This window comes from Treponema bryantii, from assembly GCF_036492245.1.
In the GTDB taxonomy this organism is placed as follows: domain Bacteria; phylum Spirochaetota; class Spirochaetia; order Treponematales; family Treponemataceae; genus Treponema_D; species Treponema_D bryantii_C.
The window spans coordinates 1,697,030-1,721,289 of sequence record NZ_AP025286.1 but is presented as its reverse complement, the minus strand read 5'-3'; the positions used below and the strand labels follow the sequence as shown (position 1 = coordinate 1,721,289).

General features: G+C 35.0%; 31 protein-coding genes and 1 pseudogene. 15 read left to right on the top strand and 17 right to left on the bottom strand.

Features of this window, described 5'->3' with window-relative positions; genetic code table 11:
* Nucleotide 1 precedes the first annotated feature (1 nt).
* Together AABJ44_RS07650 and AABJ44_RS07645 are read right to left on the bottom strand one after the other, a co-directional pair.
* Nucleotides 2–3,013 (bottom strand): DUF3427 domain-containing protein, encoded by a 3,012-nt coding sequence (locus AABJ44_RS07650; RefSeq protein ID WP_338368333.1) that lies wholly within the window; start codon nt 3,011–3,013, stop codon nt 2–4.
* A gap of 166 nt (nt 3,014–3,179) precedes the next feature.
* The gene (locus AABJ44_RS07645; protein WP_338368332.1) at nt 3,180–4,166 is read right to left on the bottom strand and encodes a helix-turn-helix transcriptional regulator; all 987 of its coding nucleotides are present in this window, start codon (nt 4,164–4,166) and stop codon (nt 3,180–3,182) included.
* Between the two features lie 120 nt (nt 4,167–4,286).
* Between AABJ44_RS07645 and AABJ44_RS07640 the strand changes: the two genes are divergently transcribed.
* Both AABJ44_RS07640 and AABJ44_RS07635 read left to right on the top strand, forming a co-directional pair.
* Nucleotides 4,287–4,877 (top strand): DUF4113 domain-containing protein, encoded by a 591-nt coding sequence (locus AABJ44_RS07640; RefSeq protein WP_338368331.1) that lies wholly within the window; start codon nt 4,287–4,289, stop codon nt 4,875–4,877.
* A 73-nt stretch (nt 4,878–4,950) separates the two neighbouring features.
* On the top strand, nt 4,951–5,118 hold the full coding sequence (locus tag AABJ44_RS07635) for a fluoride efflux transporter FluC (RefSeq protein ID WP_338368330.1): 168 nt from the start codon (nt 4,951–4,953) through the stop codon (nt 5,116–5,118).
* Nucleotides 5,119–5,134: 16 nt separating this feature from the next.
* Here the strand turns inward: AABJ44_RS07635 and AABJ44_RS07630 are convergent, their stop codons facing one another.
* The gene (locus tag AABJ44_RS07630) at nt 5,135–6,136 is read right to left on the bottom strand and encodes a helix-turn-helix transcriptional regulator (RefSeq protein ID WP_338371287.1); all 1,002 of its coding nucleotides are present in this window, start codon (nt 6,134–6,136) and stop codon (nt 5,135–5,137) included.
* 106 nt (nt 6,137–6,242) lie between these two features.
* Here AABJ44_RS07630 and AABJ44_RS07625 point away from each other — a divergent pair, with 106 nt between their 5' ends.
* The 5 genes and pseudogenes from AABJ44_RS07625 to AABJ44_RS15310 all read left to right on the top strand — a co-directional run.
* Nucleotides 6,243–7,172 carry a hypothetical protein gene (locus AABJ44_RS07625; protein WP_338371286.1) on the top strand — a complete coding sequence of 310 codons (930 nt, stop codon included), beginning with the start codon at nt 6,243–6,245 and terminating at the stop codon, nt 7,170–7,172.
* 10 nt (nt 7,173–7,182) lie between these two features.
* Nucleotides 7,183–7,338 carry a hypothetical protein gene (locus tag AABJ44_RS07620; RefSeq protein WP_338371285.1) on the top strand — a complete coding sequence of 52 codons (156 nt, stop codon included), beginning with the start codon at nt 7,183–7,185 and terminating at the stop codon, nt 7,336–7,338.
* Nucleotides 7,331–7,498, top strand: coding sequence for a hypothetical protein (locus tag AABJ44_RS07615; protein WP_338371284.1), 168 nt, complete (start codon nt 7,331–7,333; stop codon nt 7,496–7,498). Before AABJ44_RS07620 ends, AABJ44_RS07615 begins: the two co-directional genes overlap by 8 nt.
* Nucleotides 7,480–7,728 (top strand): hypothetical protein, encoded by a 249-nt coding sequence (locus tag AABJ44_RS07610; RefSeq protein WP_338371283.1) that lies wholly within the window; start codon nt 7,480–7,482, stop codon nt 7,726–7,728. Before AABJ44_RS07615 ends, AABJ44_RS07610 begins: the two co-directional genes overlap by 19 nt.
* 146 nt (nt 7,729–7,874) lie before the next feature.
* Nucleotides 7,875–8,024, top strand: a pseudogene (locus AABJ44_RS15310) (DUF6994 family protein); the annotation flags it as partial.
* A 202-nt stretch (nt 8,025–8,226) separates the two neighbouring features.
* Here the strand turns inward: AABJ44_RS15310 and AABJ44_RS07605 are convergent.
* Nucleotides 8,227–8,727 carry a hypothetical protein gene (locus AABJ44_RS07605; RefSeq protein WP_338371282.1) on the bottom strand — a complete coding sequence of 167 codons (501 nt, stop codon included), beginning with the start codon at nt 8,725–8,727 and terminating at the stop codon, nt 8,227–8,229.
* Nucleotides 8,728–9,149: 422 nt separating this feature from the next.
* Nucleotides 9,150–9,533 carry a VOC family protein gene (locus tag AABJ44_RS07600; protein ID WP_338371281.1) on the bottom strand — a complete coding sequence of 128 codons (384 nt, stop codon included), beginning with the start codon at nt 9,531–9,533 and terminating at the stop codon, nt 9,150–9,152.
* A gap of 1,068 nt (nt 9,534–10,601) precedes the next feature.
* Between AABJ44_RS07600 and crcB the strand changes: the two genes are divergently transcribed.
* Entirely contained in the window at nt 10,602–10,970 is a 369-nt protein-coding gene (gene crcB / locus AABJ44_RS07595; RefSeq protein WP_338371280.1) for a fluoride efflux transporter CrcB, read from the top strand.
* A 385-nt stretch (nt 10,971–11,355) separates the two neighbouring features.
* Here crcB and AABJ44_RS07590 read toward each other — a convergent pair whose 3' ends face one another.
* From AABJ44_RS07590 to AABJ44_RS07570, 5 genes are read right to left on the bottom strand one after another with little or no spacing between them, the layout of a single operon-like run.
* Entirely contained in the window at nt 11,356–12,003 is a 648-nt protein-coding gene (locus AABJ44_RS07590) for a hypothetical protein (RefSeq protein WP_338371279.1), read from the bottom strand.
* A gap of 16 nt (nt 12,004–12,019) precedes the next feature.
* Nucleotides 12,020–12,226 carry a hypothetical protein gene (locus tag AABJ44_RS07585; RefSeq protein ID WP_338371278.1) on the bottom strand — a complete coding sequence of 69 codons (207 nt, stop codon included), beginning with the start codon at nt 12,224–12,226 and terminating at the stop codon, nt 12,020–12,022.
* A gap of 1 nt (nt 12,227) precedes the next feature.
* Nucleotides 12,228–12,746: a YiiX/YebB-like N1pC/P60 family cysteine hydrolase gene (locus AABJ44_RS07580; RefSeq protein ID WP_338371277.1), complete on the bottom strand. Its 519-nt coding sequence runs from the start codon at nt 12,744–12,746 to the stop codon at nt 12,228–12,230.
* A gap of 10 nt (nt 12,747–12,756) precedes the next feature.
* On the bottom strand, nt 12,757–13,254 hold the full coding sequence (locus AABJ44_RS07575; protein ID WP_338371276.1) for a hypothetical protein: 498 nt from the start codon (nt 13,252–13,254) through the stop codon (nt 12,757–12,759).
* A gap of 34 nt (nt 13,255–13,288) precedes the next feature.
* A complete protein-coding gene (locus tag AABJ44_RS07570; protein ID WP_338371275.1) occupies nt 13,289–13,909 on the bottom strand; it encodes a LexA family transcriptional regulator in 621 nt (206 codons plus the stop codon).
* A gap of 93 nt (nt 13,910–14,002) precedes the next feature.
* Here AABJ44_RS07570 and AABJ44_RS07565 point away from each other — a divergent pair, with 93 nt between their 5' ends.
* Nucleotides 14,003–14,317: a S24 family peptidase gene (locus AABJ44_RS07565; RefSeq protein ID WP_338371274.1), complete on the top strand. Its 315-nt coding sequence runs from the start codon at nt 14,003–14,005 to the stop codon at nt 14,315–14,317.
* Complete coding sequence (locus AABJ44_RS07560; protein ID WP_338371273.1) at nt 14,314–15,570, top strand: Y-family DNA polymerase; 1,257 nt, start codon at nt 14,314–14,316, stop codon at nt 15,568–15,570. Before AABJ44_RS07565 ends, AABJ44_RS07560 begins: the two co-directional genes overlap by 4 nt.
* Here the strand turns inward: AABJ44_RS07560 and AABJ44_RS07555 are convergent.
* On the bottom strand, nt 15,567–15,905 hold the full coding sequence (locus AABJ44_RS07555) for a hypothetical protein (RefSeq protein WP_338371272.1): 339 nt from the start codon (nt 15,903–15,905) through the stop codon (nt 15,567–15,569). The genes AABJ44_RS07560 and AABJ44_RS07555 overlap by 4 nt on opposite strands.
* 113 nt (nt 15,906–16,018) lie before the next feature.
* On the opposite strand from AABJ44_RS07555, the gene AABJ44_RS07550 reads away from it, so the two are divergent.
* The 5 genes from AABJ44_RS07550 (at nt 16,019) to AABJ44_RS07530 (ending at nt 19,465) form a co-directional block, all read left to right on the top strand.
* On the top strand, nt 16,019–16,384 hold the full coding sequence (locus tag AABJ44_RS07550; RefSeq protein WP_338371271.1) for a helix-turn-helix domain-containing protein: 366 nt from the start codon (nt 16,019–16,021) through the stop codon (nt 16,382–16,384).
* A gap of 2 nt (nt 16,385–16,386) precedes the next feature.
* Nucleotides 16,387–17,064, top strand: a complete 678-nt coding sequence (locus AABJ44_RS07545; RefSeq protein ID WP_338371270.1) for an HNH endonuclease — start codon at nt 16,387–16,389, stop codon at nt 17,062–17,064.
* Nucleotides 17,065–17,100: 36 nt separating this feature from the next.
* The gene (locus AABJ44_RS07540) at nt 17,101–18,147 is read left to right on the top strand and encodes a restriction endonuclease (RefSeq protein WP_338371269.1); all 1,047 of its coding nucleotides are present in this window, start codon (nt 17,101–17,103) and stop codon (nt 18,145–18,147) included.
* A 52-nt stretch (nt 18,148–18,199) separates the two neighbouring features.
* Nucleotides 18,200–18,877, top strand: coding sequence for a hypothetical protein (locus AABJ44_RS07535; protein WP_338371268.1), 678 nt, complete (start codon nt 18,200–18,202; stop codon nt 18,875–18,877).
* A 66-nt stretch (nt 18,878–18,943) separates the two neighbouring features.
* The gene (locus tag AABJ44_RS07530; protein ID WP_338371267.1) at nt 18,944–19,465 is read left to right on the top strand and encodes a transposase; all 522 of its coding nucleotides are present in this window, start codon (nt 18,944–18,946) and stop codon (nt 19,463–19,465) included.
* Nucleotides 19,466–19,593: 128 nt separating this feature from the next.
* On the opposite strand, the gene AABJ44_RS07525 is transcribed toward AABJ44_RS07530, so the two are convergent.
* From AABJ44_RS07525 to AABJ44_RS07500, 6 genes are all read right to left on the bottom strand, one after another.
* Nucleotides 19,594–20,388, bottom strand: a complete 795-nt coding sequence (locus AABJ44_RS07525; RefSeq protein WP_338371266.1) for a PfkB family carbohydrate kinase — start codon at nt 20,386–20,388, stop codon at nt 19,594–19,596.
* A 321-nt stretch (nt 20,389–20,709) separates the two neighbouring features.
* Complete coding sequence (locus tag AABJ44_RS07520; protein WP_338371265.1) at nt 20,710–21,087, bottom strand: hypothetical protein; 378 nt, start codon at nt 21,085–21,087, stop codon at nt 20,710–20,712.
* A complete protein-coding gene (locus AABJ44_RS07515; RefSeq protein ID WP_338371264.1) occupies nt 21,084–22,523 on the bottom strand; it encodes a DNA primase family protein in 1,440 nt (479 codons plus the stop codon). Before AABJ44_RS07515 ends, AABJ44_RS07520 begins: the two co-directional genes overlap by 4 nt.
* A complete protein-coding gene (locus AABJ44_RS07510) occupies nt 22,516–22,851 on the bottom strand; it encodes a hypothetical protein (protein ID WP_338371263.1) in 336 nt (111 codons plus the stop codon). The genes AABJ44_RS07515 and AABJ44_RS07510 overlap by 8 nt, the downstream gene beginning before the upstream one ends.
* Complete coding sequence (locus tag AABJ44_RS07505; protein ID WP_338371262.1) at nt 22,848–23,144, bottom strand: hypothetical protein; 297 nt, start codon at nt 23,142–23,144, stop codon at nt 22,848–22,850. The genes AABJ44_RS07510 and AABJ44_RS07505 overlap by 4 nt, the downstream gene beginning before the upstream one ends.
* The gene (locus AABJ44_RS07500; RefSeq protein ID WP_338371261.1) at nt 23,141–24,259 is read right to left on the bottom strand and encodes a hypothetical protein; all 1,119 of its coding nucleotides are present in this window, start codon (nt 24,257–24,259) and stop codon (nt 23,141–23,143) included. Before AABJ44_RS07500 ends, AABJ44_RS07505 begins: the two co-directional genes overlap by 4 nt.
* Nucleotide 24,260 lies beyond the last annotated feature (1 nt).

The window sequence follows — 24,260 nt, the reverse complement described above, 5'->3', positions numbered from 1 at the left end:
GTTATATCTCCTCAGAAAAATCTTGTTCTAAATAATTTAAAATCTCATCTTTTATAGGTATGTCCATGTTAAACACTACATTAACTATTGGTCTGATTCCCTTTTTGGTTTGGTGTTCGCTTTGTGAAATCTCAGCAACAGAGCAATTACCTACATAGTAAAAGTTTCCACCTTCATTATCACTTTTCATTATAAAAAGAGGAATCAATAAACCATTTGTATCTGAATTCTGTATATCTTGTAAAGTCTTATCTTCACTTAAAATTTTTCCATCCTTTGATTGCCATCTAAATTGATAATTATCAATAAATCTATCTTTATAATCTGTTGTCGAACCTTCGAGTTTAACTTTTTGATAAGTAACGAAAATTGGACATGTATTTGTTTTCGTATCTCTTTTGTATCCATAAATTACAGATTCTTCGTTTGCTTCCCAATTCAGCAGTCGACATATATCTTTACGTGTATACTTTTGATATAGAGCAAGATTATTATTTGTAATGTCTTTTGAATAATTATTTTTCCATCTATAATTACAATATTCTAGTAGATCTAATAAATCTTTCTTGAATATAGAATCATGATTTAATAATTCATTAAATTCTTTTGATAAAGAATATTGATCATCGCTATAAACAATTAAATCAAAGTTTGTATACTGACGTTTCTTATCTTCACCTTTCTTTTCTGCCTTTTTATAGAAATCTCCATTTATTATATTAAGCATTCCTGAAAGATCACTCTCGATAGCCTCAATATTTTTCTCAAGAAGTAATTCTATAAATTTTTTTTTTGTTATTTTTTTTGATTTTATTAATTCAGAAAGAAGTAATGACTCATGAAGTCTTATACCATTTGATAATTCTTTTGATACAAACTTTAGGATAGTCATTTCATCTTTAGTGAAATTAATAGTCTTTTTTTCAATTTTGTATGCAAATTCTATATATGTTTTATTAAATGTAAAAGACTTTTCATATGCTCCTGTTTCTTTATTTTTCTTTGAAACTACATGAAACATGAAATTAATTGGATCTATCGAATCAGATTCTGCAAATTCCATTAACGTTGGAATTCGGTTTAATTGATTCCTTAAATATCTATATTTTTCTACTAGAAGTTGATGACGCTGAAAATTTGTATCTGTAATAGCTTTTAGAATTCGTTTTTCCGATATTGGATCCAAATCAATAGTAGAACTTCCTGGTATATATTCACTGCGCCTTGAAAGTTTTTTTCTCAAATCATCTTTATTCATTGAATTATCACCATACAAGGCAATTGGAATCATATAATTATTTTCATAATTTCCAATAAAGTCTAAAACCGTTAAATAACTTTTATTTTCATTTTTACGTAATCCACGGCCTAATTGCTGAATATATACAATTGACGACTTTGTTGGACGTAACATTATTATTTGATTTAATGAAGGTATATCAATTCCTTCATTAAAAATATCTACAGTAACTATATATTCAAGAGGATTATTTGGATCTTCGAGTTCTGCAATTTTTTGTTCTCTTAATTCATTCTTTTTTGCATTCTTTGAATGCAATGATATAGTGTGAAATCCATGTTTGTTTAGGGCTTCGGATATTTTATCAGCTTCCTCATATCTACTACAAAAAATCAATCCCCTATTAGTTTCGCTAGTATTTCTATAATAATTGATATTATCAATAATATGTTTTACGCGTTCATCAGTTGTAAGTTTTGCAACTAATGAATGCTTATCGTTTTCAACACCATTTATTGTTAAATCTGCAATTCCATAATAATGAAAAGGACATAATAATTTATCTTCTAATGCTTGATGTAAACGAATATTGCAAGCTTGATTAAAATCAAATAATTCAAAAATATTGAATTTATCTGTGCGTTCTGGAGTTGCAGTTAGTCCAAGCATAAAATCAGGCTCAAAATGATTAATTAAAGTTCTATAAGTTTTTGCTCCTCCATGATGAACCTCATCTACAATAATGTAATCAAATTCGTTTTTATCAAACTTCTTTAAGTTTCTTTTTTTGACAATAGTCCAAACACTTGCAAATAAATATTTGTGGGAAAAACTCTTTTCATTACCTGTCAGAAATCCAACATCAATATCACTTCCAAGAATTTGCTTAAAACTGTCTGCACTTTTTCTTAGAATAGTTTCTCGATTTACCAGATATAAAACTTTTTTGGGCTTTACTTGTTTTACATCCATAGCTGAAAGATATGTTTTTCCTGTTCCTGTAGCAGCAACACATATAGCTTTTTTTTCACCAGCCTTTCGTAATGCCTGTAGATTAATTAATGTTTTTTCCTGCATTAGATTTGCAGCTTTTATTATTTCACCATTTTCAATATTCTCATTTATTGAAGAATCATCAACGATTTCGATAGGAACTCTCTTACTATTCTTCAATGCATGATTATGTTTGGGAATATATTCTTTAAGAAACTTTGGTGTTACTGGTATAGCTTCTTCCCAAACCCTGTCAAACTCATTCCTAACTTTATCCAATAAATAACCATGTTCGGCTGAAATAACCCGAAGATTCCATTCTTGGTTTTCTGTAAGTGCACTTTCTGTTAGATTTGAACTTCCAATCAACATTGAATAATAATTAGAATGCTTGAATATATATCCTTTTGTATGAAAAGCATCTCTAGTATATATTTTAAGTTCAATATTTGGAAAATTACTTAATATCTTTTTCAATGCTTCTGGATCTGTAAAGTGTAAATAATCAGAAGTAAGAATTCTTCCTTTAACTGATTTATCTAAAAATCTTAATGTATTTTGTAAACAAGCAATTCCACCTTGTGTTATGAAGGCGACAGAAAAGTCAAATGATTTACAAGACTTCAATTCATCTAAAAGAGCGGAAAGAACTTTTACTCCTTCCTCTGAATTATTTTTTATAAAATCAGGTCCACAATCAAAATTATTATACTGTTTTGAATTTATTAAATTATATCTAAGTGTTTCATTTAAATTATCTATAGAAAAATTTCTAATCATATATGCAGCTTACCAGGAATTTAAAAAAAGAACCAGATCTTTGCGTTAGGCTATGAAGCACCGCCGAAGGCGTCCACCGCAGCGAGCCGAATGGCGAGTGAGGAGGATGAGCGGTAGCGAAGTGCGGAACAGCCGACCGGACGCCTGAAAGGCGGCCGGGAACGCCCTATTTATTCTTCACCCTCTCCGCCATCTTCTTCACTTCGTCTGCATACATCTTCTTCAATTCCGGCGGATTCACAACAGTAACTGAAGCTCCAAATCTCAAGAGCCAGTATAGAGTTTCCTGAATCTGGTTTGTTTCAAAACTCAAATAGACTGTGCCGTCTTCATTCTGGCTGCACTGCTGATTTTTATGCCAGGTGCGTTCCAGGACGTAGGTGTTTATTGACTTATCAAAAAGAAGCTCTATTTTCTGCGGTTTTGTTTCGTTATTCCAGATTCCAAAGTTCGGATCTATATGGACTTTCTGCTGATAATTTTTGTCATACTTAAATTCATCGCCAAGCTCAATGTTCTTCATTCGGGCCAGGGTGAATGTTGCAAAATCTTCATGCTTTGGTGAATACCCCAGAATATACCAGTCGCCTTTCTGATTGTAAATCTTATATGGATGAAGTTCATGCGGAGTATATTCTGTGGCGCTGATTCTTCTGTAATCAAACTTCATGATTTTATGAAGTTTTGTTGCCTTAAACACATCATTAAAAACTTCTTCGGGGATAACCGGAATCGGATCTGCTATGAACTCTACGTCGTTTGCAAAACTTGACTGCACTTCTACCTGATTGGGCAGCATCTGAGACAGTGTGTCATAAACTTTTTCGATTGTCTTTTTAAGCGGTGTATTATTGTAACGTTCCATGAGTGGCAGGATTCCTGTTACTGCAAATACTTCGCTTTCTGTGAGCATCATGTTTTTTACAAAGTATGTGTTATCGCTGTAATAATAGCCTTTACGCATCCTGTCATATTCGATTGGTGCGTTGTAATAGATTTTCAGCTCGTCGATATCGCGAAGGATTGTACGGCGGGAAACTTCCAGTTCCTTCATAAGGCGTTCAACACTCGGGTATCCGAGATTCTGAATTGCCTGCTCTATCTTAAATAATCTTAATGACTTTGTATGATTTTCTTTTATTCTGGCGCTCATAGTTTAATTATATCACAAAATTTAAAAAAAAAAAAATTCAGTGCCTATTTTTGGCACTAGTAACTACTATACTATAATACAGAATAAATATTCAAACTGCAATATTAAATAGAGGTAAACATGATTACAGGATTTCCAAGTCCGGCTCAGGGGTACGAGCATAACCAGATGGATTTTAATTCCTACATTATCAAGCATCCTTCAGCAACTGTTGTAAGGAACGCATTTATAAAGAAGTTGGGATTCCGATCTGCATTGGTGCCGGCCCTACGAAAACTCTCGCAAAGCTCTACAACAAAAAGGCAAAAGAGCACGGTGGAGTTTTTGTATATAATCCTGACAGGGTTGATGCTCTGCTTGAGCAGACTGACTGTGCAACTATCTGGGGAATCGGCCTTTGCAGAGCTACCCCGCCTTACTTCCTACACTCCGGATTTAGTAAATGCCGCAAGACTTATTCTTCCTCACATATATCATGAAGGCTACGGCTACAAAGTAATTATGGTAACGCTCCTGGATATTATGCCTGCCCAGTATCAGGGCTGGCTTTGGATAGACCCGAAAGAAGACATCAAAAAACGAAAACTGATGGAAGCCGTTGATACAATAACAAACACCTACGGCCGCCGTTCCATCACCCTCGCTAAGTCCTGGACTAAGACTGGCTGGGAAATGAAGCGGGAATTTTTTGAGTCCGATGTCAATTTCTGATAATCTCCAGAGAAAGGAGAATATAAATGATTGATTGTCTTGCAGTTGCACTTGGCGGTGCCTGGTGTTATTCTTGAAAGTTGGAATCTGCGGAGGTTTTACAACATTTTCAACGTTTGCACTTGAAAGCTCTAATCTTCTGAAAAACGGACATCCAGGAATTGCAGCTTTATATATGTTCCTGAGCATTGCTATAGGAATCGCATTTGTTCTAATTTCAGAACTTTTCATAAAAAAATAAATTAGATATTATATAATTAGTTATTCTTTAGTATTTCTCTGGCTGCATCTCCAACTCTATTCTTCAATTCTTTTGGCCCCAAAATTCTTGCACTACCTCCAAAAGACATAACCCATGCAACAACCTGACTCAACTGATTAGTTTCAAATGAAAGATATACAGAACCATCAGGATTTTCTTTCATTGTCTGACCTTTGTGCCAGGTTCTTTCCATTACGTAAGTTTTCAATCCTTTTACAAACTCAATTTCAACCTTAAACTTTTCGCCGCTGTTTCCCCAGGCTCCCATTTGAACATCAATATGCTGTTCAAGTTTAAAGTCTTTCGGAATAGAAAACTTGTCTTTAGTGATTTTACTGTTTTTAATTCGTGGCATTGCATAAAGTCTGATTGCCTGCGCATGATGCGAATATCCAAGAACATACCAGCTGCCTTTCTGGCAAATCATATGATAAGGATCAAATCGTCTTTCCTCATAATCAGTATTCTGTGCAGTCTTGTATTCCATCTGCAGTGTAAAATGCGCCTTTGTTGCTTTTAATACATTTTCGAAAACTCCTTTTTCTAAAGTCGTTATCGGGTCAGAAATAAAATGAACTTCATTGTTTATCAAAGCTGAATCAACAGTAATTGTTTCCGGCAGCATCTGAATAAGCTTTTCCATCAAATCACGATAAGACTTTTCAAGCGGTGTATTTTTATACTGCTCCATAAGAGGCAGAATTGTTGAAAGCGTCAGAAGCTCTCCTTCCTTCAACATCACTTGCTGAATAAAGAATGTATTGTCCGTGTAATAGTAACCGTTTTTCTGATAATCAAATTCAACAGGAGCTCCATAATCATCACGAAGAATATTTATATAACGCCCGAATGTACTTCGGCTCAGATTCCATCCGTGTTCTTTATTAAGCTTGTTAGCGTTTGGATAATCTCCATTTCGAATGTCTTTATCTATCTGAAATATGTAGCTGAAAATATGAGTCGGATTTCTCTGAATAGTCTTTTTTTTCTGTGCCATATAAAAACTCCTTAAAAATTATATCACACTTTTTTTGAGGGTGCATCATTATTTGCGACACCCCTTGTTTTATAATAGAGACGTAAACTGATGAAAGGAGGTGCCTATGAACGCACAGATTTTAATTAAGACAGCCAATGACTGTTTTGAATTCACAAAGAGCAAAACAGGACAGCTTGACTATGTTGGTAAGTGGGGAAAAAACAATAAGCCTGATGTAGACGGCGCACAGAAACTTGCTTCAAGCACTTATTACACTCCAAGTTTCTACACATTCATTGATTCAGCTTTGAACTGTAATCCAGTAGTTTATGTAGCACCAGATGTAAATGTTTCAGACAAAGATGTATTTGATTATCTCATTCATATTGGAGCATTGCTTTCTGCAGTTGAAGCAAAGAACAGCCTTCTTGCCGGAGAATTATATCTCCGCCGTCGTACAGTGTTTGAGAAGTTTGCACAGCTTACACAGTACATCCTCGAACCGTACTGCGTAGAGATTCTTTTCTCACTCTGTTATGGACGTATGGCAAATATTGATCCAGATAAAATTCCTTTACTCTTTGACAGTGTAAAAGAAAAACTCGATTTTGATTCATCACGTGAAACTCTGGACCAGGCTTATATGAGATGGTTTAAGAAGAACAACGTAACTCTTACTTTGCCTCTTGTTGGTACATGTTTTTATAACTGGGATGCAGAGCCTTATGCTCTCGATAAACTTTGCGACAATCTCAGCTGTGATGACCTTCTTGGTATGGCAGAAAAGATTCGCAATACAAAACATAATTTCTATGAATCTCTTGAAACAGTTGTACAGGCAGAGCCATATAACAGCCACGACAAGAACTCAATTCTTGTTTGTATCGAAAGTCCGGAAGCAAAGATTTCTGGTAATCCAGGTCTTGAAAAAGCCGGACACATCCGTGCTCTTGCTGCAAAAATTATCCGTGAATCAAAACCTAAGATGATGGCTTATCCAAGTAAACTTGCATATGTAGGTGGAGAGGAAATTGTTGTGTCTGTTAAACTTTAATGGATTACCTATGTGTAACAACAAGGATCAAAAAACAGATGATACTCAGAAACTTATTAAAGGTTCTGAGTATCATCTTGAACAGCGAGAAGATCTACCCCAGAAATGGGATGAATACTGGGAAGAATTGATAAAACATAATCCTATAGGAGGAAAACATGAGTAAAATGTATGTAGAACCAAGTGAATATTTTACTGAGAGCATGAGAAAAATCCTCGAAGAGGGAAACAAATCAAAAAATAACAAATCTATAAAAAAGGATCTCAAAAGTCAGAGAAGAATAAAAAAATCACAAAGGAAGGACTTATGCCTTGTGGTTGTGTAATGATTTGTAAAAAATGTAATATAAATTATCATCTTTTTTTGGGGGGTGGTAAATTATCTGCAACTAATAATTTAAAAGGAGTTTTATATTTATGTCCAGAATGTGGTATTTGGGAAAATAAATTAGTTCATATATCTAATGAGTTAGCTTTACGTAGAAACGAAGATGTTTATGAAAATGAAGATTCATCAAAGAAATGCCCAAGGTGTAATATATATGGTTCATTATGAAAACTATAATCCTAAAATGTTTAAAAAAATGATTTGTCCAGACTGTAAGTCAGTATTGGTAGATTCGGGATTATTAATTTTTGATTAATTTATGACATAAAATAATACAGTGTTGCAGATTGTAATCCAGAAATAAAGAAGAGAGTCCTTTATATGAAACAATTAAAAAAGATAGTAATTTTTTTGATTTATTTCAGACTTTTGAAGAATATGTAAAATTTTTCTTTCTGGATGATTTATGTACTTCTGATTATAAAAACGTAATGAACGCATTCGACTTTTTTGTTTGGAAATAAAGTTTTAATTTTGCCATTTAAAAAGGCTTCCGCTTGTACGGAAGCCAAGGAGTGAAGTAATGTAAGTAGTACTTTACTGGTGCAATGCGTTACGGAGTTGAACCGTAATCTCCCTTGGTGTATGGTGTTCTCCCCCTTAAACTAATCACAATGCAGATTCTATTATACAATACCCCCTGTCGCAAATAGTGCAACAGGATTTTTAATGGTTAATTCTTTTACCAACAATTTGACAATCATAAATTTTTGTACCATCATCTTTTATCATAACATTTTCCCAGTGGAAAGAGTTTTCTGTAATTTCTGAGAAAATCCAGTAAGTGTTTTCTTCATCCAGTACTTTGCCAATAAGTCTATCCCCTTCTTTTGTAAAACGCAGTCTTTTCATACAGTGATCACAAGTGTAACAAACATCATAGCATTTTTCAAACTTATTAAACATTCTGAAAGATGAACCATATTCTCCATCCGGCTGAGGTGATTTTTCCTTAGTCGCTCTCGAAGGAAAAATAAAGATGTCTTGAATACCAGCGCCCTCAAGCACTCTTCTGAAAATCCACTCACCTTTTACATGGCGTTTTTGACCATCATAGTTGTCATCGTAATCACAATTCCAGTCTCCAAGAAGTGGTGCAAACCAATCATATTCATCTGGAATCTTATCAGTCTTTTCGCTTAGTAATGCCTTTGAAAATGTGTCCATTTTTTACCTCATATTTTTTTTTAATCTATCTCTGTCCATATGCACAACATAACAAACTTTACCAACTTTTAATATGATTAAAGTCTTATAACATATAAATTTAGGCATAAAAAAAGCACTTCTTATCGAAGTGCTCTAGAAGAGCGGATGATGGGAGTCGAACCCACGTCATCAGCTTGGAAGAGCATATGACTTACTGTCGAGTCCGTTCAAATCCGGTGAAGTTCCTAATGTTATATTACTATAATATTATATTATAAAGATTTAGGCAACCTGAAAAGGTTTGAGTTTACTTGAAAAGATTTAAGTTACAGTATCATAATTCGTATCATTTATGTATCTTTTTGGGTATTTCGTCTCAGCTCTCAGGGCTGAGATACTTATATAGCCAAATACATAAGGCATCAAAAAATGCAATTCTGTTATTCCGTAATTTCAATCATGTTATCTTCAAGAGCAATAATGCAGCTTTCGTAATATCCGTCTCCAGTTGTTCGCGGTCCACTGGTAACTGAGTAACCTGCTGCATCCAGCTTCGCAGTTAATTCATCTACAGATTCTTTGCTTCCAACGCTAAATGCAACATGAGCATAACCGGTTCTGTAAGGGCTCTTATTCTGCTCCACAAGTTCCGGCCTTGTCATAAGTTCCAGGCGTGCACCGTCATCAAACGAAATGAAGTAAGAACTAAAATCTGTTTTTGTATTGTGGTAGCCGTCATTGGCTTTACCGTTTAAGAAGGTTACGAAAAAGTCTTTAGCTTTTTCCAAGTCAGTTACATAAAGTGCTACATGTTCAATCTTCATAAAATCAGTCTAACATAAAAAATAAAAAGGGTCTTCCTAAGGCCGTTCGCTTCGGCCGTATTTCATACCGCCTTCGCTCACTACACTTCCCCTACACTACAAGCTTCATTTTCCAGAAAGGTAGCAAACAGACAGCTCCCTCATTCCGCTTCACTTCGTTCAGCTCCATTCCTTCGCAGACTGTTTGCATTTACCAGTAAGCTCGCAGGCAGCAGCGCAAAGAAGCGACGCACGCTTTTATCCAAGCACAGGCAGGCCAGTCGCTCCACGCATCTGCTTCACTTCGTTTCGCAGTAGCGTTCCGCTTTGTATCCTGCCTGTTTCCGCACGCGGGCAAATTCTGGGTGAAGGGCTTGAACACCTTCATCCGCATAACTTTTTTTTGAAAATACAAATCATCGTGGCGGTTGCAATAAGCCATCTTTTTGCATAAGCCGCCAAAGGTCAGCCTCGCGCAAAAAATCAACGTGAATAAATAAATATCGTCCGCGAGTATCGCAACTAAAACAAGCGGGCACGCAAAAGGTTTTCCCCCTTCCCCCCTGCCGCGGGGCACCCCCCCTACACCCCCTTTCCAAAAAAAAAGGAATGCTATTGAACCGCTCTCGGGGGGAATTAGGGGGCAAACCTTTTGCTCAACATTGCAGTTGTCCCGCTTGTTTTAGATGCTCAGTTGGTCTTACAAGGGCGGCTTTTTTGGGAACTATCTTTGTATGGGAGAATTGCCTCAATCGCACAGGGCCGGCGTAAACGCCACCCCTGCGCTCAATCGGCAAGGCGGCAACGTCCGTGTTGCCGCCCCTTACCTCTTTATGTTTTTTCTCAAAAATGAATATGCCTTTTACACAGGTCGCTCTGGTCGCGCGTCCGTGCGCTCCCGCCGCTCAGATTTTTAATGCTCCTTCCACAACAAAGATTCACCTTCCAAAGGTCGCTCAGACAGCTTTCAAAAGTTTGCGCCTGCTTCGCAGACGCTTGAGTTTGAAAAGCAGTCTTCGCTCCGCGTCTACCGATTTTCTGAAATCTGATATATAATAACACAACAATTATGAATATGGAGTTTTACAAATGCTAGATTGTCTTGCTGTTGCACTCGGCGGAGCCATTGGCTCAGTTCTGCGTTACCTCATCGGATTGATTCCAGTTAAAGAACAATTCCTCTTCCCGATAAAAACATTTGCGATAAATGTGATCGGATGTTTTGTAATCGGCCTTGTAGCAGCTCTGGCATTGAAGTCCAATAACCTGAATCCAAAACTCGTCCCCTTCCTGAAAGTCGGAATCTGCGGAGGCTTCACAACTTTTTCAACCTTCGCCCTGGAAAGTTCAAACCTCTTGAAAAACGGACACGCCGGAATTGCAGCTTTGTATATGTTCCTCAGCATTGCTGTAGGAATCAGTTTTGTTCTGCTTGCAGAACTTATAATAAAAAAATAAAAACTCGCGGGGGGAGCGCGCGCAGCGGTCTAAAATCTTTTCAAAAAAATTTAATCTGTGTTTGTTTTATGCAAAGTTCGCATAAGCAGTTCTTATGCGATTTTTAATTATTCTTTATTCTTCATATAAAAATAATTTTAATTCCTTTAGAATATGCACACTAAGAGAACTTATTAAAACTATATAAACTCAAATCTTTTCAATCTTTATTTAGACAAAGTCAAACCCACTAAAAACCAAGTTCACATTGAATAAAAAATATTAATAAAACGTACTAAAGTACGCATAAATTTAAGTCGAGAAAAAATCCTGCATACCGCCCTTTTCTCTTGCAGTACGGATAAAGGCGCAAGCCGCATTGGGGGCACGGGGGAAAAGGGGAAAATTATCCTGAGTATTTTTCCATTATGGCGTAATTCTGGTAGTTTTTTCCAAAAGCAATTATTTCAGCGACATCTTCAATTGTATATTTGTCTTTATTACTTTTAAGAATTGCATCAATATAAGTCGCTCCCAGCTGAATATCATCACCGGTATAACAAATCAACTCTTCGCCGTCAAAGCTTTCATCATAAGGATCAGCTCCAAGTTCACAAAGTTGTTTTATAACGTGATATCTTCTTTTATCAGTAATCTCATCATACAAAAGTTCTACGAGTTCTTTTGAAAAATCAAAATGTTCAGATTCTTCTTTCCATTCTGCAACTCTCTCTTCTTCCTCATTAAAAAATGGGCCAGTATAATCTTCAATCATAAGGTCCTCTGTATTACCAAGACCAAATTGTGCATTAAATAAATTGATTATTTTTTTATTTTCTTCAGTTCTTTTCTTAAAAATGTCATAGTCTGGGTAAGCTTCAAAACACATATCAAGGCATTTTGAAATAATAAAAATAGGACACTGTTTTTCAAACCCACCGATATCATAAACTGGTTCCGGACATTTTGAATCCACAAGGTCCCGTACTTTTTTATAATCACTGTTAATAACCGCATGAATTAATTCATTATCTTCAAAAAACTTTCTTTCCATTTTTTACAACTCCTTTTTATTTCAATCCCATAATCTTCATAGTTTCATCAGATGTAGCAATTCTGATATTCTCACCATCTACAAGTGCAAAATGCGGAAAGCCGATTTTCGCCCCTTCCCATTCTTTATTCCAAACATTATACACAGTGTACTTTCCCCAGGTCCCGTGTTTGCGGTAGTGGTCGTATTCAAAACTCTTTTTTACAAATTCTCTGATGGTCATTTTATATCCTTCGCAATTTCCCAATCAATTTGATTTTTTCACACTTAGAAAGTTGACTCGGATTTGTACCAAGTACTCCCACAGGAACATCCACACCAAGCTCATCATAATACTTTTTCCAGTAATCAGAAACATCTTTTTCTTCATCATTAAACTTCATAGGAACAGAATCAAAAATCGGAAGAATTTCTGCAATGTATTGAGAACAGTAAAAGCTGCCGTTATCTGGATAAAAGCTGTGATTGTAATCGAAGCCCAAATATTTTTCAGCACGTTCCTGAACAATCTCGCAGTCAATTTCCGGATATCGAAAAATATCAACATCCCAGTTTCCTTCACTAAAAAAATCTTCAAGCTTCTGTTTTACAACTCCATATTTTCTCGATGCATGATAAATCATATCATCAAATAATATTCCTACATGGCTGTATTCTTTTGTCGTTTCAATAATCGCTTTAGAGAATTCCGAGTTGTCACGCATAAAAAGCAAATCGCCGTTATGCAGATTATTTATATACATAACTATTTAATTACGAAATTCTTTTTCCTGTGATTTTGCAATCATAAACTTTTGTTCCATCAGGTTTAATCATAACATTTTCCCAATGGAAAGAGTTTTCAGTTATCTCAGAAAAAATCCAATAACTGTACTCTTCATCAAGTACCTTACCAACAAGCTTGTCACCCTCTTTGGTAAAACGTAATCTTTTCATACAGTGGTCACAGGTGTAACATACGTCATAACAGTTTTCAAATTTATTAAACATTCTAAGAGATGAACCATATTCTCCATCTGGCTGAGGAAACTGTTCCTTAGTTGCTCTTGAAGGAAAAATAAAAACATCCTGTATACCTGCACCTTCAAGAACTCTTCTAAAAATCCACTCTCCTTTTACATGACGTTCCTGTCCGCCATAGTTATCATCATAATCGCAATCCCAGTCTCCAATGAGAGGTGCAAACCAGTCATATTCGTCTGGAATCTTGTCTGTCTTTTCGCTAAGTAATGCCTGTGAAAATGTGTCCATTTTTTACCCCTTTTTATATTTATTATATTTATTATTATCCCTGCACCTTATGCACCACATACCTTACTTTTCCAATAACTCGGAAGTCCTCACTTTCCCCGCTCTCAGTCATTTCATCATACTTCTTATTATCAGAAATGATTCGTACAAAATCTTTAGCTCGCTGAAGCCTTTTTACAAAAGAAGCTCCGCGATAATTTATCGCATAGATTCCATCTGTACCGTCATATCCAAAATTGTCATAAAGAATTATATCATTATCAAAGAGAGTCGGCTCCATAGAGTCGCCTCGTACATAAGAAGCCCTCATATTGTCAGTGTACTTTTTAAGCTCATTTGGTAAAGCAACATAATCAATAATCTCAGAAGAATCCCCAAACTCCTGGCCGCGTCCTGCAGAAAAAGCCTGCTCATAAACCGGAATATTTATAACATCCTTTTGTGGATTTTCAGGATAAGCCGTAAACTCTTCCAGAGTCATCTTAAAAACTTTTAAGATTTTCATAACCTCTTCAAAAGTCGGCATACGGCTGATACAAATCTTATTGCGTAAAGTCGAAAGCGGAATGCCTGCCTGTTCACAAAGCCATTCCTGATTATGATCTTTTTCAGTGAGAATCTGTTTTACTTTCTTCCAGAAAATGTCTGCTTCCATAGCTTAATAATACACCTGATTTTAAAATAAATAAATACCTAATTGAGTATTTTAATTGACAAATCTAAAATCCCGCATTATAGTGATTTTATCATGATTACAGGTTTTCCAAGTCCCGCTCAGGGCTATGAACAAAAAGGCATAGACTTTAATAACATACTCATAAAGCATCCGTCGGCAACTGTCGTAATGAGAATTGAAAGCTCAAACTATATCGGCATGGGAATTTATAATGGCGACATTCTTGTAATAGACCGTGCAAAAAAGCTGAATCCAAACAGTCTTGTAGTCTATGAATCTGAAGGCCGCTTTGTCTTAGGCAGAGTTTATTCAATAAAGAGAACTTTAGAAGAAACCATCATCACTGGTGCAGTTACTCATGTAATTCACACAGTAAAAGAAATATGATTTTACACGCGGACGGAAACAGCTTTTATGCATCCTGTGAACAAATCTACCGGCCCGATTTACGCAACAAGCCGGTAGCAGTTCTTTCAAACAATGACGGAATCATCATTGCCTTAAATAAAGAAGCCAAAGCCTGCGGAATCAAACGAGGCGACCCATACTTCAAAGTCCGTGATATCTGCGACTGGAAAGGTATAACAATCTTTTCAAGTAACTACACACTCTACGCTGATATTTCAAGACGAATTACTTCTATATATATGGAATACGCTCCAGATATAGAAGAATACTCAATAGATGAAAGCTTTCTCTTTTTCGATAAATGCAACTGGTCTATAAAAGACTACGAAGAAATCGGCCATGACCTTAAAAGAAGAATCGCAAAAGAAGTCGGTATTCCAATCTGCGTAGGAGCAGCCCCTACCAAAACATTGGCAAAACTCTACAACAAAAAAGCCAAGGAACACGGCGGTGTTTTTGTCTATAATCCGCGCGAAGTAGATTCCCTTCTCGAATCAGTAGACTGCAGCACAATCTGGGGAATAGGTCCAGCACGTGCTCAAAAGCTTTTACTCCATGGAATCAAAAACGCCCTTATGCTAAAGCACATGCCATTATGCGACGCAAAAAGACTTCTCACAATCCAAGGCTTTGCAACAGTCCAGGAATTAAACGGCATCCGCTCAGTAGAAAAAGTCACCAGAGAAAAGAAAGAAGTAATCACCTCAAGCCGTCAGTTTTCTGTCAAAGTCGAAAGTATTGAAATACTAGAATGTGCCTTAGTCCAGTACACAGAAATTGCAGTAGAAAGATTAAGAGCGCAGAACTGCGAATGTCAGGCCGTACAAGTCACAATTTCCACCTGCAACTATTATAGTGATGACATAAACAGTCAATATTCAAACGGTGTAATAGTCCAGCTTCTCCGTCTCACCTCTTACACGCCCGACATAGTAAATGCCGCAAGAATGGCACTCCCCCACATTTTCCGCAAAGGCTACGGCTACAAAGTAATAATGGTAACTCTCTTAGACATCATGCCCGCCCAATACCAGGGCTGGCTCTGGATAGATCCTAAAGAAGATATCAAAAAACGAAAGCTCATGGATGCCGTAGACCTGATTACCACCGCTTACGGACGAGGCTCCATCACCCTCGCCAAATCCTGGACTCACGACGGCTGGCAGATGAAAAGAGAATTCTTAAGCCCTAATGTTACAACGGATATAGAAATGATACCGATTGTGAATTAAAAATTTTCAAAGTTTTTTATCCGACAAGAAATATCTCCATTTAATGCGTTCACGTAAGAAATATATTTATCATATCCACCATCTTCAGACACAATATAATGAATAGTGTTTTTTGTATTTCTCCTATTTAGGAAATATTCGATTAGTTTGCAATCAAGAAATTGTTTTTCATCTGATTCACATCTAATCTTTTTAAGTTTTACACCTTGCTCAGATTTTATTTTATCTTTTTGACTCTTACCCAAAAAAACTAAATAGCGAACATTATTGTAAGGTTTAAAATGTGTGAGATTTGCTTTATTCTCACCATCAACATAACAAATTATATTTTTCATATATAGCTCCTTTTAGGTATATCTATACCGTTTAAAATACTTTAAATCAAGTTTAAAAAGGTATATTTATACTTTTACTTGAAAAATAAATGAATAAATGTAATAATGAAAATATGGGAAATACAGAATCAGTTGTTCCGAAACTATTAGGCGAAAATGTACAGCGTTTTCGAAAAGAAAAAAATCTTACTCAGGTAGAACTTGCTGAAATAATTGGCATTACACAAAAACATTTATCAGAAATTGAAACAGGCATTAAATTCCCATCAGCTCCCATAATTGAAGATTTATCAAAAGCTTTCGGAAAACCAGTATCAGCTTTATTTGGTGGTACAGATATAAACGTTTATGACATGAGCAATAAGGTTGTTGATTTGTTAATGATGAATCTGCAGCCAAAATTAAATCTTATTTATAAAGAAATAGATGATATAAACAAAAAAATCAGTAATATGAAAATTACAATTCAAACAGAATAAAAATGGCAGGTTATCACAAACTAACAGAAAATGAAATTAAACAACTATCTGCGGAACTTCAAGAACCGAAAGATTCATATCCACATTATAATCCAATTCAAATTGATAAAACCAAAGAAATATTTAAAAACGTAAATATATATCGATTGGATGGTATAAAAGTTTTAAGTGTAAGTAATTATGGCCGTGTAAAATATAATAATCTAATAGTTGAACCTTATATAGTTGGTACATTCTTACATTGTACAAAAGTATATTCACCTGATTTTGGTGATCATTATGTTTATAACTTGGTAAAAGAAGCTTTTGACCCAATTCCAAATCGTTCTAATTTTCAAATACATCATATAAATAATAATGCTTTGGATAATCGCCCAGAAAATCTAATCTATGTTACAGAAGAAGAACATCGTAAAATTGATTTCGAGTTTAATAAAAAATTGCTAAAAATAAGTCATAAAATATATGAAAAAAATTTGAATGACTTGATTAACTTTTTTAATTTAAATTCTGAACGTTCTTTTAATGGTAGTGAATTATTATATGAATTTAATACAGTTTACCGCAAAGTTGTGATGGATAATGTAAAAAGCCTTTGTGAACGTAGAATTCTTATTTGTTTTGAAAAAGGCGAATCATTTGAATATTATAAGTATGGATTAAATGAATCTTATATTTAATATGTTTTAATACAAATATACAATTGAGGTAAAAAAATGAATTATTGGTTACACAGAATTGGACACTTGCAAAATGTCTCTTATCCTTTATTAGAAAAAGGATATCTTTCAATTGGTTTTTCAGATTTTTGTTATGAAGATTTTTATACGAATGTTGCAGAAAAGCAAGATTGGGATTATATGGAAAATGACTTCAATGAAGTTTGGGGATTTATTCCAAGACAAAGATACAATCTATGGCGTTTCTTAGCAGAAATGTCTAAAGGTGATTATGTAATAGTCCCAAGCTGGGGAACATTTTCTGTTTTTGAACTTTGTGAAAACCAACCTCTAATGATATCAGATAAAAATATAGAATTACCAAATGAGGATTGGAATGGAAAAAAAATCTTAAAAAATGAAACAACAGGTTTATTAAAACTTGAATCTGAAAATGAAGACTTAGATTTAGGTTTTGTATGGAAAGTAAAGGTAGTATGTAAAGATATTTCACGTTCAGATTATGCGGATGCTGCTCTTACATCTCGAATGAAAATCAGAAGTACAAATGCGAATATTACAGATTTAGAAGACAGTATTACAAAAGCTATTATTTCATTTAAAAATAAAAAACCTATAAATTTAAAAGCAGATCTTTTAGATAATTCTGTTAATATTTGGAATAACACTATACTTACAGAACTTAATCCTGATAAATATGAAAAACTTGTTCGTTGGTATTTCAAAAAAATCGGAGCATCAGAATCGTATATACCTCCTAAAAATAGTATAGATAAAGTCGGAGATGTAGATGTAATTGCAACTTTTGAAAATTTGCGGACAATTATAAATGTTCAAGTAAAATTCTATCAAGGAGAAACATCTGACTGGGCAATAAATCAAATTAATGATTTTGCAAAATCAAAAGAAACAATATCAGATGGATATCATCGTCAATATTGGGTAATTTCTTCATCAGATAGTTTTTCTGAAAAAAGTTATAATCTTGCTAAAGAAAACAATATATTACTTATAGATGGTAAACAATTTGTAAAAATGCTTCTTCATGTTGGTTTAGATTCATTAGAATCTTTTGAAGAATAATATTTGATTTACTCCATGCTACTAAAAAAACAATATAATAGGATATGACAAAATGACTGAAGAATATGAACCAATTGTTCTGCATAGGAATGAAAAAGGTCGGTTTGTGGAACAAATAAAACTTGGTAAAAATTTTTTAACAGATATTAATCAAATGGCGAAAGACATATTTGAAACAAAAGCAAATATGATTTATTTAAAAACTGAATTAACATCTCTAAATTGGAAAATTAATTCCATGATTACTAATAAAATTCAGTTCAATTTAAATGGTTGTAATTTAAATGATTTCACTAAAAAAATAAATTCAGTTGAAGCAAATAATTTTGTAAAAGTTATTGAGAATATTAGCCAAGGTCTTTATGCATTAATTAATGATTTTAATAATCACAGGGAAAGTGGTGATCCAAGAGTTATTAGAGACCATATTGTTATGCTTTCAGTAATTTATCAAAAATTTAAAAATAATAGTTTCTTTAAACTCGTAATAACAAAGAAGCAAGAAGAAATGATAGAGAATCAATTTATTGATTGTATATCATTATTTAATCAATCAATAGATAATGGAATTAAACAGAAAAACTGGCGTGTAAACTTTAATATTAATTCAGCTTTTTTTGGTGGTTGTTATTTATATGATCCAATTGATTCTATACCAGATTCTGAACTTAAAGCTTGTAAATTAGATTTTACAATAACTCAAATAGAGTGTGTGAAAAAATCTCTGTAAAAACGGAATAACATTATTCGAACGAGGTCTCCTAAGGTAAAATAAATCTTAAGGAGGCCTTTTATTATGGCAAAAGAAAAGAAACCCGTACACAAAGTTCAGATGACAGACGGTAAGCGTCGGATTATCCAACAGCTCCTCCAGGAGTATGACATCGAAACCGCAGAAGACATACAGGATGCTCTCAAGGATCTCTTAGGCGGTACCATCAAAGAAATTATGGAAGCTGAAATGGATGATCATCTTGGATATCAGAAGTCTGAACGCTATGACAGCGACGATTACCGTAATGGATACAAGACAAAGCGTGTCAACTCCAGTTTCGGCAGTCTTGATATCCAGGTGCCGCAGGATCGAAAATCAACCTTTGAACCTCAGGTTGTAAAAAAGAGACAGAAGGATATTTCAAACATTGACCAGAAGATCATTTCCATGTATGCCAAGGGAATGACCACCCGCCAGATTTCCGATACCCTTGAAGATATCTATGGTTTTGAGGCGACGAAAAAATGGACTATGCCATTACGAAACTGGGGAAGAATCTACGGTGATCTTCAGATCATGTATGAAGATAGGCTACCCGAGTAATAAAAATCTCTCTGGTGCTGTTCATTTGAACAGTACCAGAGAGTCTTAGTGCGATTATCTTCCGATATAACACGCCAACTTCAGCCCGACAAACTCGAAGTTGATGTTGCAAGATTGACATATACCCGTTAAAAGCCGCCAATATGACTTAATGTTTTAGAAGCGACTCTTGAACCTTCATTCATTGCTTTTATAATATCAGAATCTCTTAAATATGAACAAAGAAAGCCAGCATGATAACTGTCACCGCACCCAGTTGTATCAATTACATTATTGACCGGCACAGCATCCACTCTATATTCTTTTCCCATATAATAAGTAACGCTGCCATTTTCTGCAAGTGTAATGTTAAATATGTTGTCATACCGTTCAGACCATTTTTGAAATTGTAAAAGAATACTCTTCTCACCACTGATAAAAAAGAAGTTAATGTACGGTACAATAGTTTCTATTTTCTTAAAATCTCTTAGCACGTTGAAGTCAACGGCAAGCTGAAAACGACAACTCTTTCTAAGTTCTAATACATCATCAAAATTAGGAGAATCAAAGGTTATAAAGATAATATCAGCACTTGCAATTCTGTTCTTGTCAGAATCGCTAAGAAGATATGTGTCATGAATACCACCGTTCCATGAATCATCCTTGAAATATCTATCACCTTTCTCAGTAAGATAAATCCGATGGTTTGCAGTAGTAGAGCCTGAAATAATGTGGATAAACTCTTTGTTGATAGGTTTATTTTCAATAGATTTCAATATTGCCTTACCATAATCATCGTCACCAATTGCACCAAGAAGATCAACAGAAATATGATTGTATTTTGATGCAATTGCAGCAAAGTTCAATGCTTCACCACCGGGACGGATTTCTCCAGTATCATCAAAAACATCTACGCACATACAAGTCATAGCAATAATATTCATAATTATCCAACCTTTCTGTTTTGGAAAAAGTAAATTACGATTTGTCATCGTCTATAAAACTGAAATATAATATGTATTCTAACATAATTCTTGACAAAAGCAATGGGATTACGTATAGTCAAAACAAGTTGAACAATGGATTTTGCCATTATCCAGCTTGTTAATTATCTTAGGATATCTCATTTACAGAAAAAACTTTCACACGCTTCTCAAATAAGTGATGAAACAAAATATATAGATTAAACTTGTAAAATCAGCTTCCAAAGCTCTCTCCGATGTCCAGGCACTCACGCCCTTCGCTATCGGGGAGAGCCTTTTTCATTAATCCGTCATTAAAATCGGCTCCCACTTCCGGTCCTGTTCAACAGAAGAATATTCCAGATAAGCTTTCCCCAGCTGCTTATCAGGATCAAACTTATTCAAAGCCTGGTCCATCATCAAAATCAAGATAGAAGTATTCTCGCAGTTAAGAAATCCATTCGCACAATAGCTAATCAGAATTCCATCCTTCCAATTTTCAACGGTACAATCCTTCATCCTGATATCCTTGGCAAGCTTCTTATACTTCTTTATAAATCCGTCATAAAACTCGCAAGGTTTAATAACCTGAAATCCATTAGACAAAGGTTTAATTCCCTCATAATGGAAAATCTCTTCCCACAAAAACTTTTGTAATTTTTCCAATTCTTCTTTTTTCATTTTACAAATCCCCGCCATTCCGGCTTCACAGTAAGACCAAGCCACCATCGCTGGCTGTTGCTTACAAGTCGCTTAAAGCCCTTCTCCCCCATTCTCAGACTAAGCCACTTCTGTGACATAATATGTTCATTATTTTTATTGCACCACTTCATATAAGTTTCATACAGAATCTTAGTATGAAGCCTCCACTGTAAACTTGCATCAAGTTCCAGGCAGTCATTAATGAATGTCCCAACAGCATCCATATCCATTCGGTATTCTTCATTCGCAGCCCTTACAACTTCAGGCTCTTCTCCAAGACCCTCCTTTTTCCACATAGCATATCCGGCAATAAGCCAGTTTAAGATTCCAGAATTTTCTGCAATCAGTTTTTCAGTTAGTTTTTTATCACGTTGTTCCGGCGGAATTGTGACAGTAAAAGGAATCATCTTGATTCGTCGCCAGATTCCGTTATCAGCTCCGCGAATTTTCGGCTTATGGTTAGTAGCCATAAAAATCTTGAATGTAGGCTTAAAAGAAAAATACTCGCCATACAAAAATCTTGCCGTCAAAGAATCTTCACCTGTTACACTTTTCATAAGACTTTCATTAATCTGCTTGCCCTGTTCAATTTCGCTCGTAGTAACAAAACGAAGTCCTTTAAGACGCGCAATATCATTACTCTTGTCATTTGTTTTTTTCATAAAAGTATCAATCATTGTTGTACAGGCATAATCACCAAAGAGATATAAAAGAACATTCAAGAAAGTTGATTTACCATTCGCACCAGTTCCCCACAAAATAAAAAGACACTGCTCGCTCACGTCTCCGCTCAAAGCATAACCACAGGCTTTTTGAATGTAGCGGATAAGGCTCTCATCCTTTTCAAAAATCTGCATAAGGAAAAGATTCCAGGTCGGACAATCTGCATCCTTATCATAAATAAAGTTACTTTTCTTAGTTATTAAATGTTTGATATTTGGTTCTTTAGCTTTTCCGGTTTTAAGATTAAGCGTAAGTTTATCTACATTAAAAAGGTAGTTGTCAGTATCAAGATCTTTTTCTATTACCTTAATTGCAGGCTGCATTTTCAAAAGACCTATAATCGCCTGAATACGTCTAAAGCTTTCACTTTTAATCAGATGCTTTTCAAAGTCCTGTTTCAAAAGCTGGTCCGGGATATAACGCTGGATTCTGTACATCTGGTGAATAAAAATCGGAATACGTTCCTCAACAAATCCTCTAACATCTAATTCCCAGTTAGTTCCATTCCAGACAAGGAATTTATCCAGAGTTTTACAGTAGCGGATAATATCCTGATAAGCCCTCAAAAAATAAAGCGTATTCGTTAGATCAGTGAACTGCATTTCACCTTTCACATACTTATTCGCTTTCATTTCAAGACCTATCTCTTCAAGAGCAGCCCTTTCTTTTTTTGAAAAATCCATCTCACTCATTAATCATTCCGTTTTCTTTCAAAAGCCTGTATAACTGAATCAGCTTAAACTGCAGCTGCTCATATCCATCAAGCAAATTATAAGAACTGACATTTTTAATAATCTCTCCAATATGTTCATTTATTAAAATCAAAGAACCAGGATAATCTGCAAATCTTTCCATACTAAACCAGGCCACAAACTTGTCAGCTTCTTCGCTCTGCTTCATATCCGGAAAGCATTTGAACTTTTTATAAATCTCCACATCGTCTTTAAGACTCACATAAAATTCTTTTGCATCACGCCAGATATCTATGGGAATATAATTATCCTGTTCTGTTTTTTTCATATTGCACCAACTTCATGAACAAAAACTTTTACAGCCCGCCCTGCAGCAGTCCTGTCATCATCAAAAAGAATTACTGGCCAGAATATCCACCAGCCACTTATATCAATATCATTTTCATCAACAACGTCATAAAAGATAATTCCTTTTTCTTCATCCTTCACAACAGCCGGAAAATTCACAACAGAATCATCAGGCTTTTTTGCACATATAGTTACTTCTGCATAGCCCGATAAATCACAATGAGTATCAATCAGAATCCTAAGTTTTGATTTCGCCTTAAAAATCCATTTCATATTTTACAGTCCAAAGTAATTTCATCCGCAATCGGACAATACAAAGTCACAACATTATTAGCCTCACGGATTTTTCCACGAAGCCAATCCCAGAAACTCAGCATAGTTTCAACAGCCCTGTAAAAGATTCTTGAAGCCAGAGGAACTTCATCAATAGTTACTGAATCTTCAAAACTCCTGAAACTCTCCCCATACCGTAATACAGCCTCTTCATTTTCAACAGAACTTTCAAAAAGTCTTTTGAAAATAGATTGCTTATTTATTTCCTCATTAACTTCACCTGTACTAAAACAGTTTCTCAAAATCAAAACCAGTTTCTGCACAGTATCTGAAAATCCTACATTTTCAGATTTCAAAATGATTTTTCTGAGACTTCTAAATGATGAATCAGAAAAAAAGGCGCTATTTGTCAAAGCTCTTTTTACTCCAAGGCTTCGAGCAGAAAAAGATCCTGTAACACCAACATTCCCAATAACAGAACGAGTATAGAAAAATCCATCTGGCTCATTCTCATACTGCAGATATAGACATATTTCATAGTCATTAAAAATGTTTCTCTGCTGGTTTATAAACTCAGGTGAACTGATATACGAAATCTGTGAAGCATAGTCTCTTCGTTTTGCCTTGGTCCAATAGAAGTAAGACATAGTTGTATCAGCGTCTTCAATTTCTCCAGTTGATGCATAACCATGCAGATCCGAATAAACGCCAAAGACAATTCTCTCTCCTTCTACGAGCTTACGAGTTAAAGTTACATTCAAAGCTTTCCAGCCATTTGCCTGTCCGGTAAAAGACGTTTCTGCAAAATATGAATTAAGGCATTGTGTCAGATTCCAGTTAGCATCTGCTGCAAATACAACTGGAATAACCGGCTTATAATTAAGCCCATAATTGTAATTCCAATACCATTCAGATGTCGGAGCATAATAATAGAAGAAAACAGTTACAGTATTTGAATTAGATTTTTTTGGAACAATACCCCTTCGTCCAAAAACATTCTCTTCATCTACAAGCTCACCTTCCATGTCCTCATATTCATCTTCATCAATTTCAGTTTCATACCAGGAAAGACATTGGGTCGGACTTCCGTTGTTACCAACAATAGAGTTACTCATA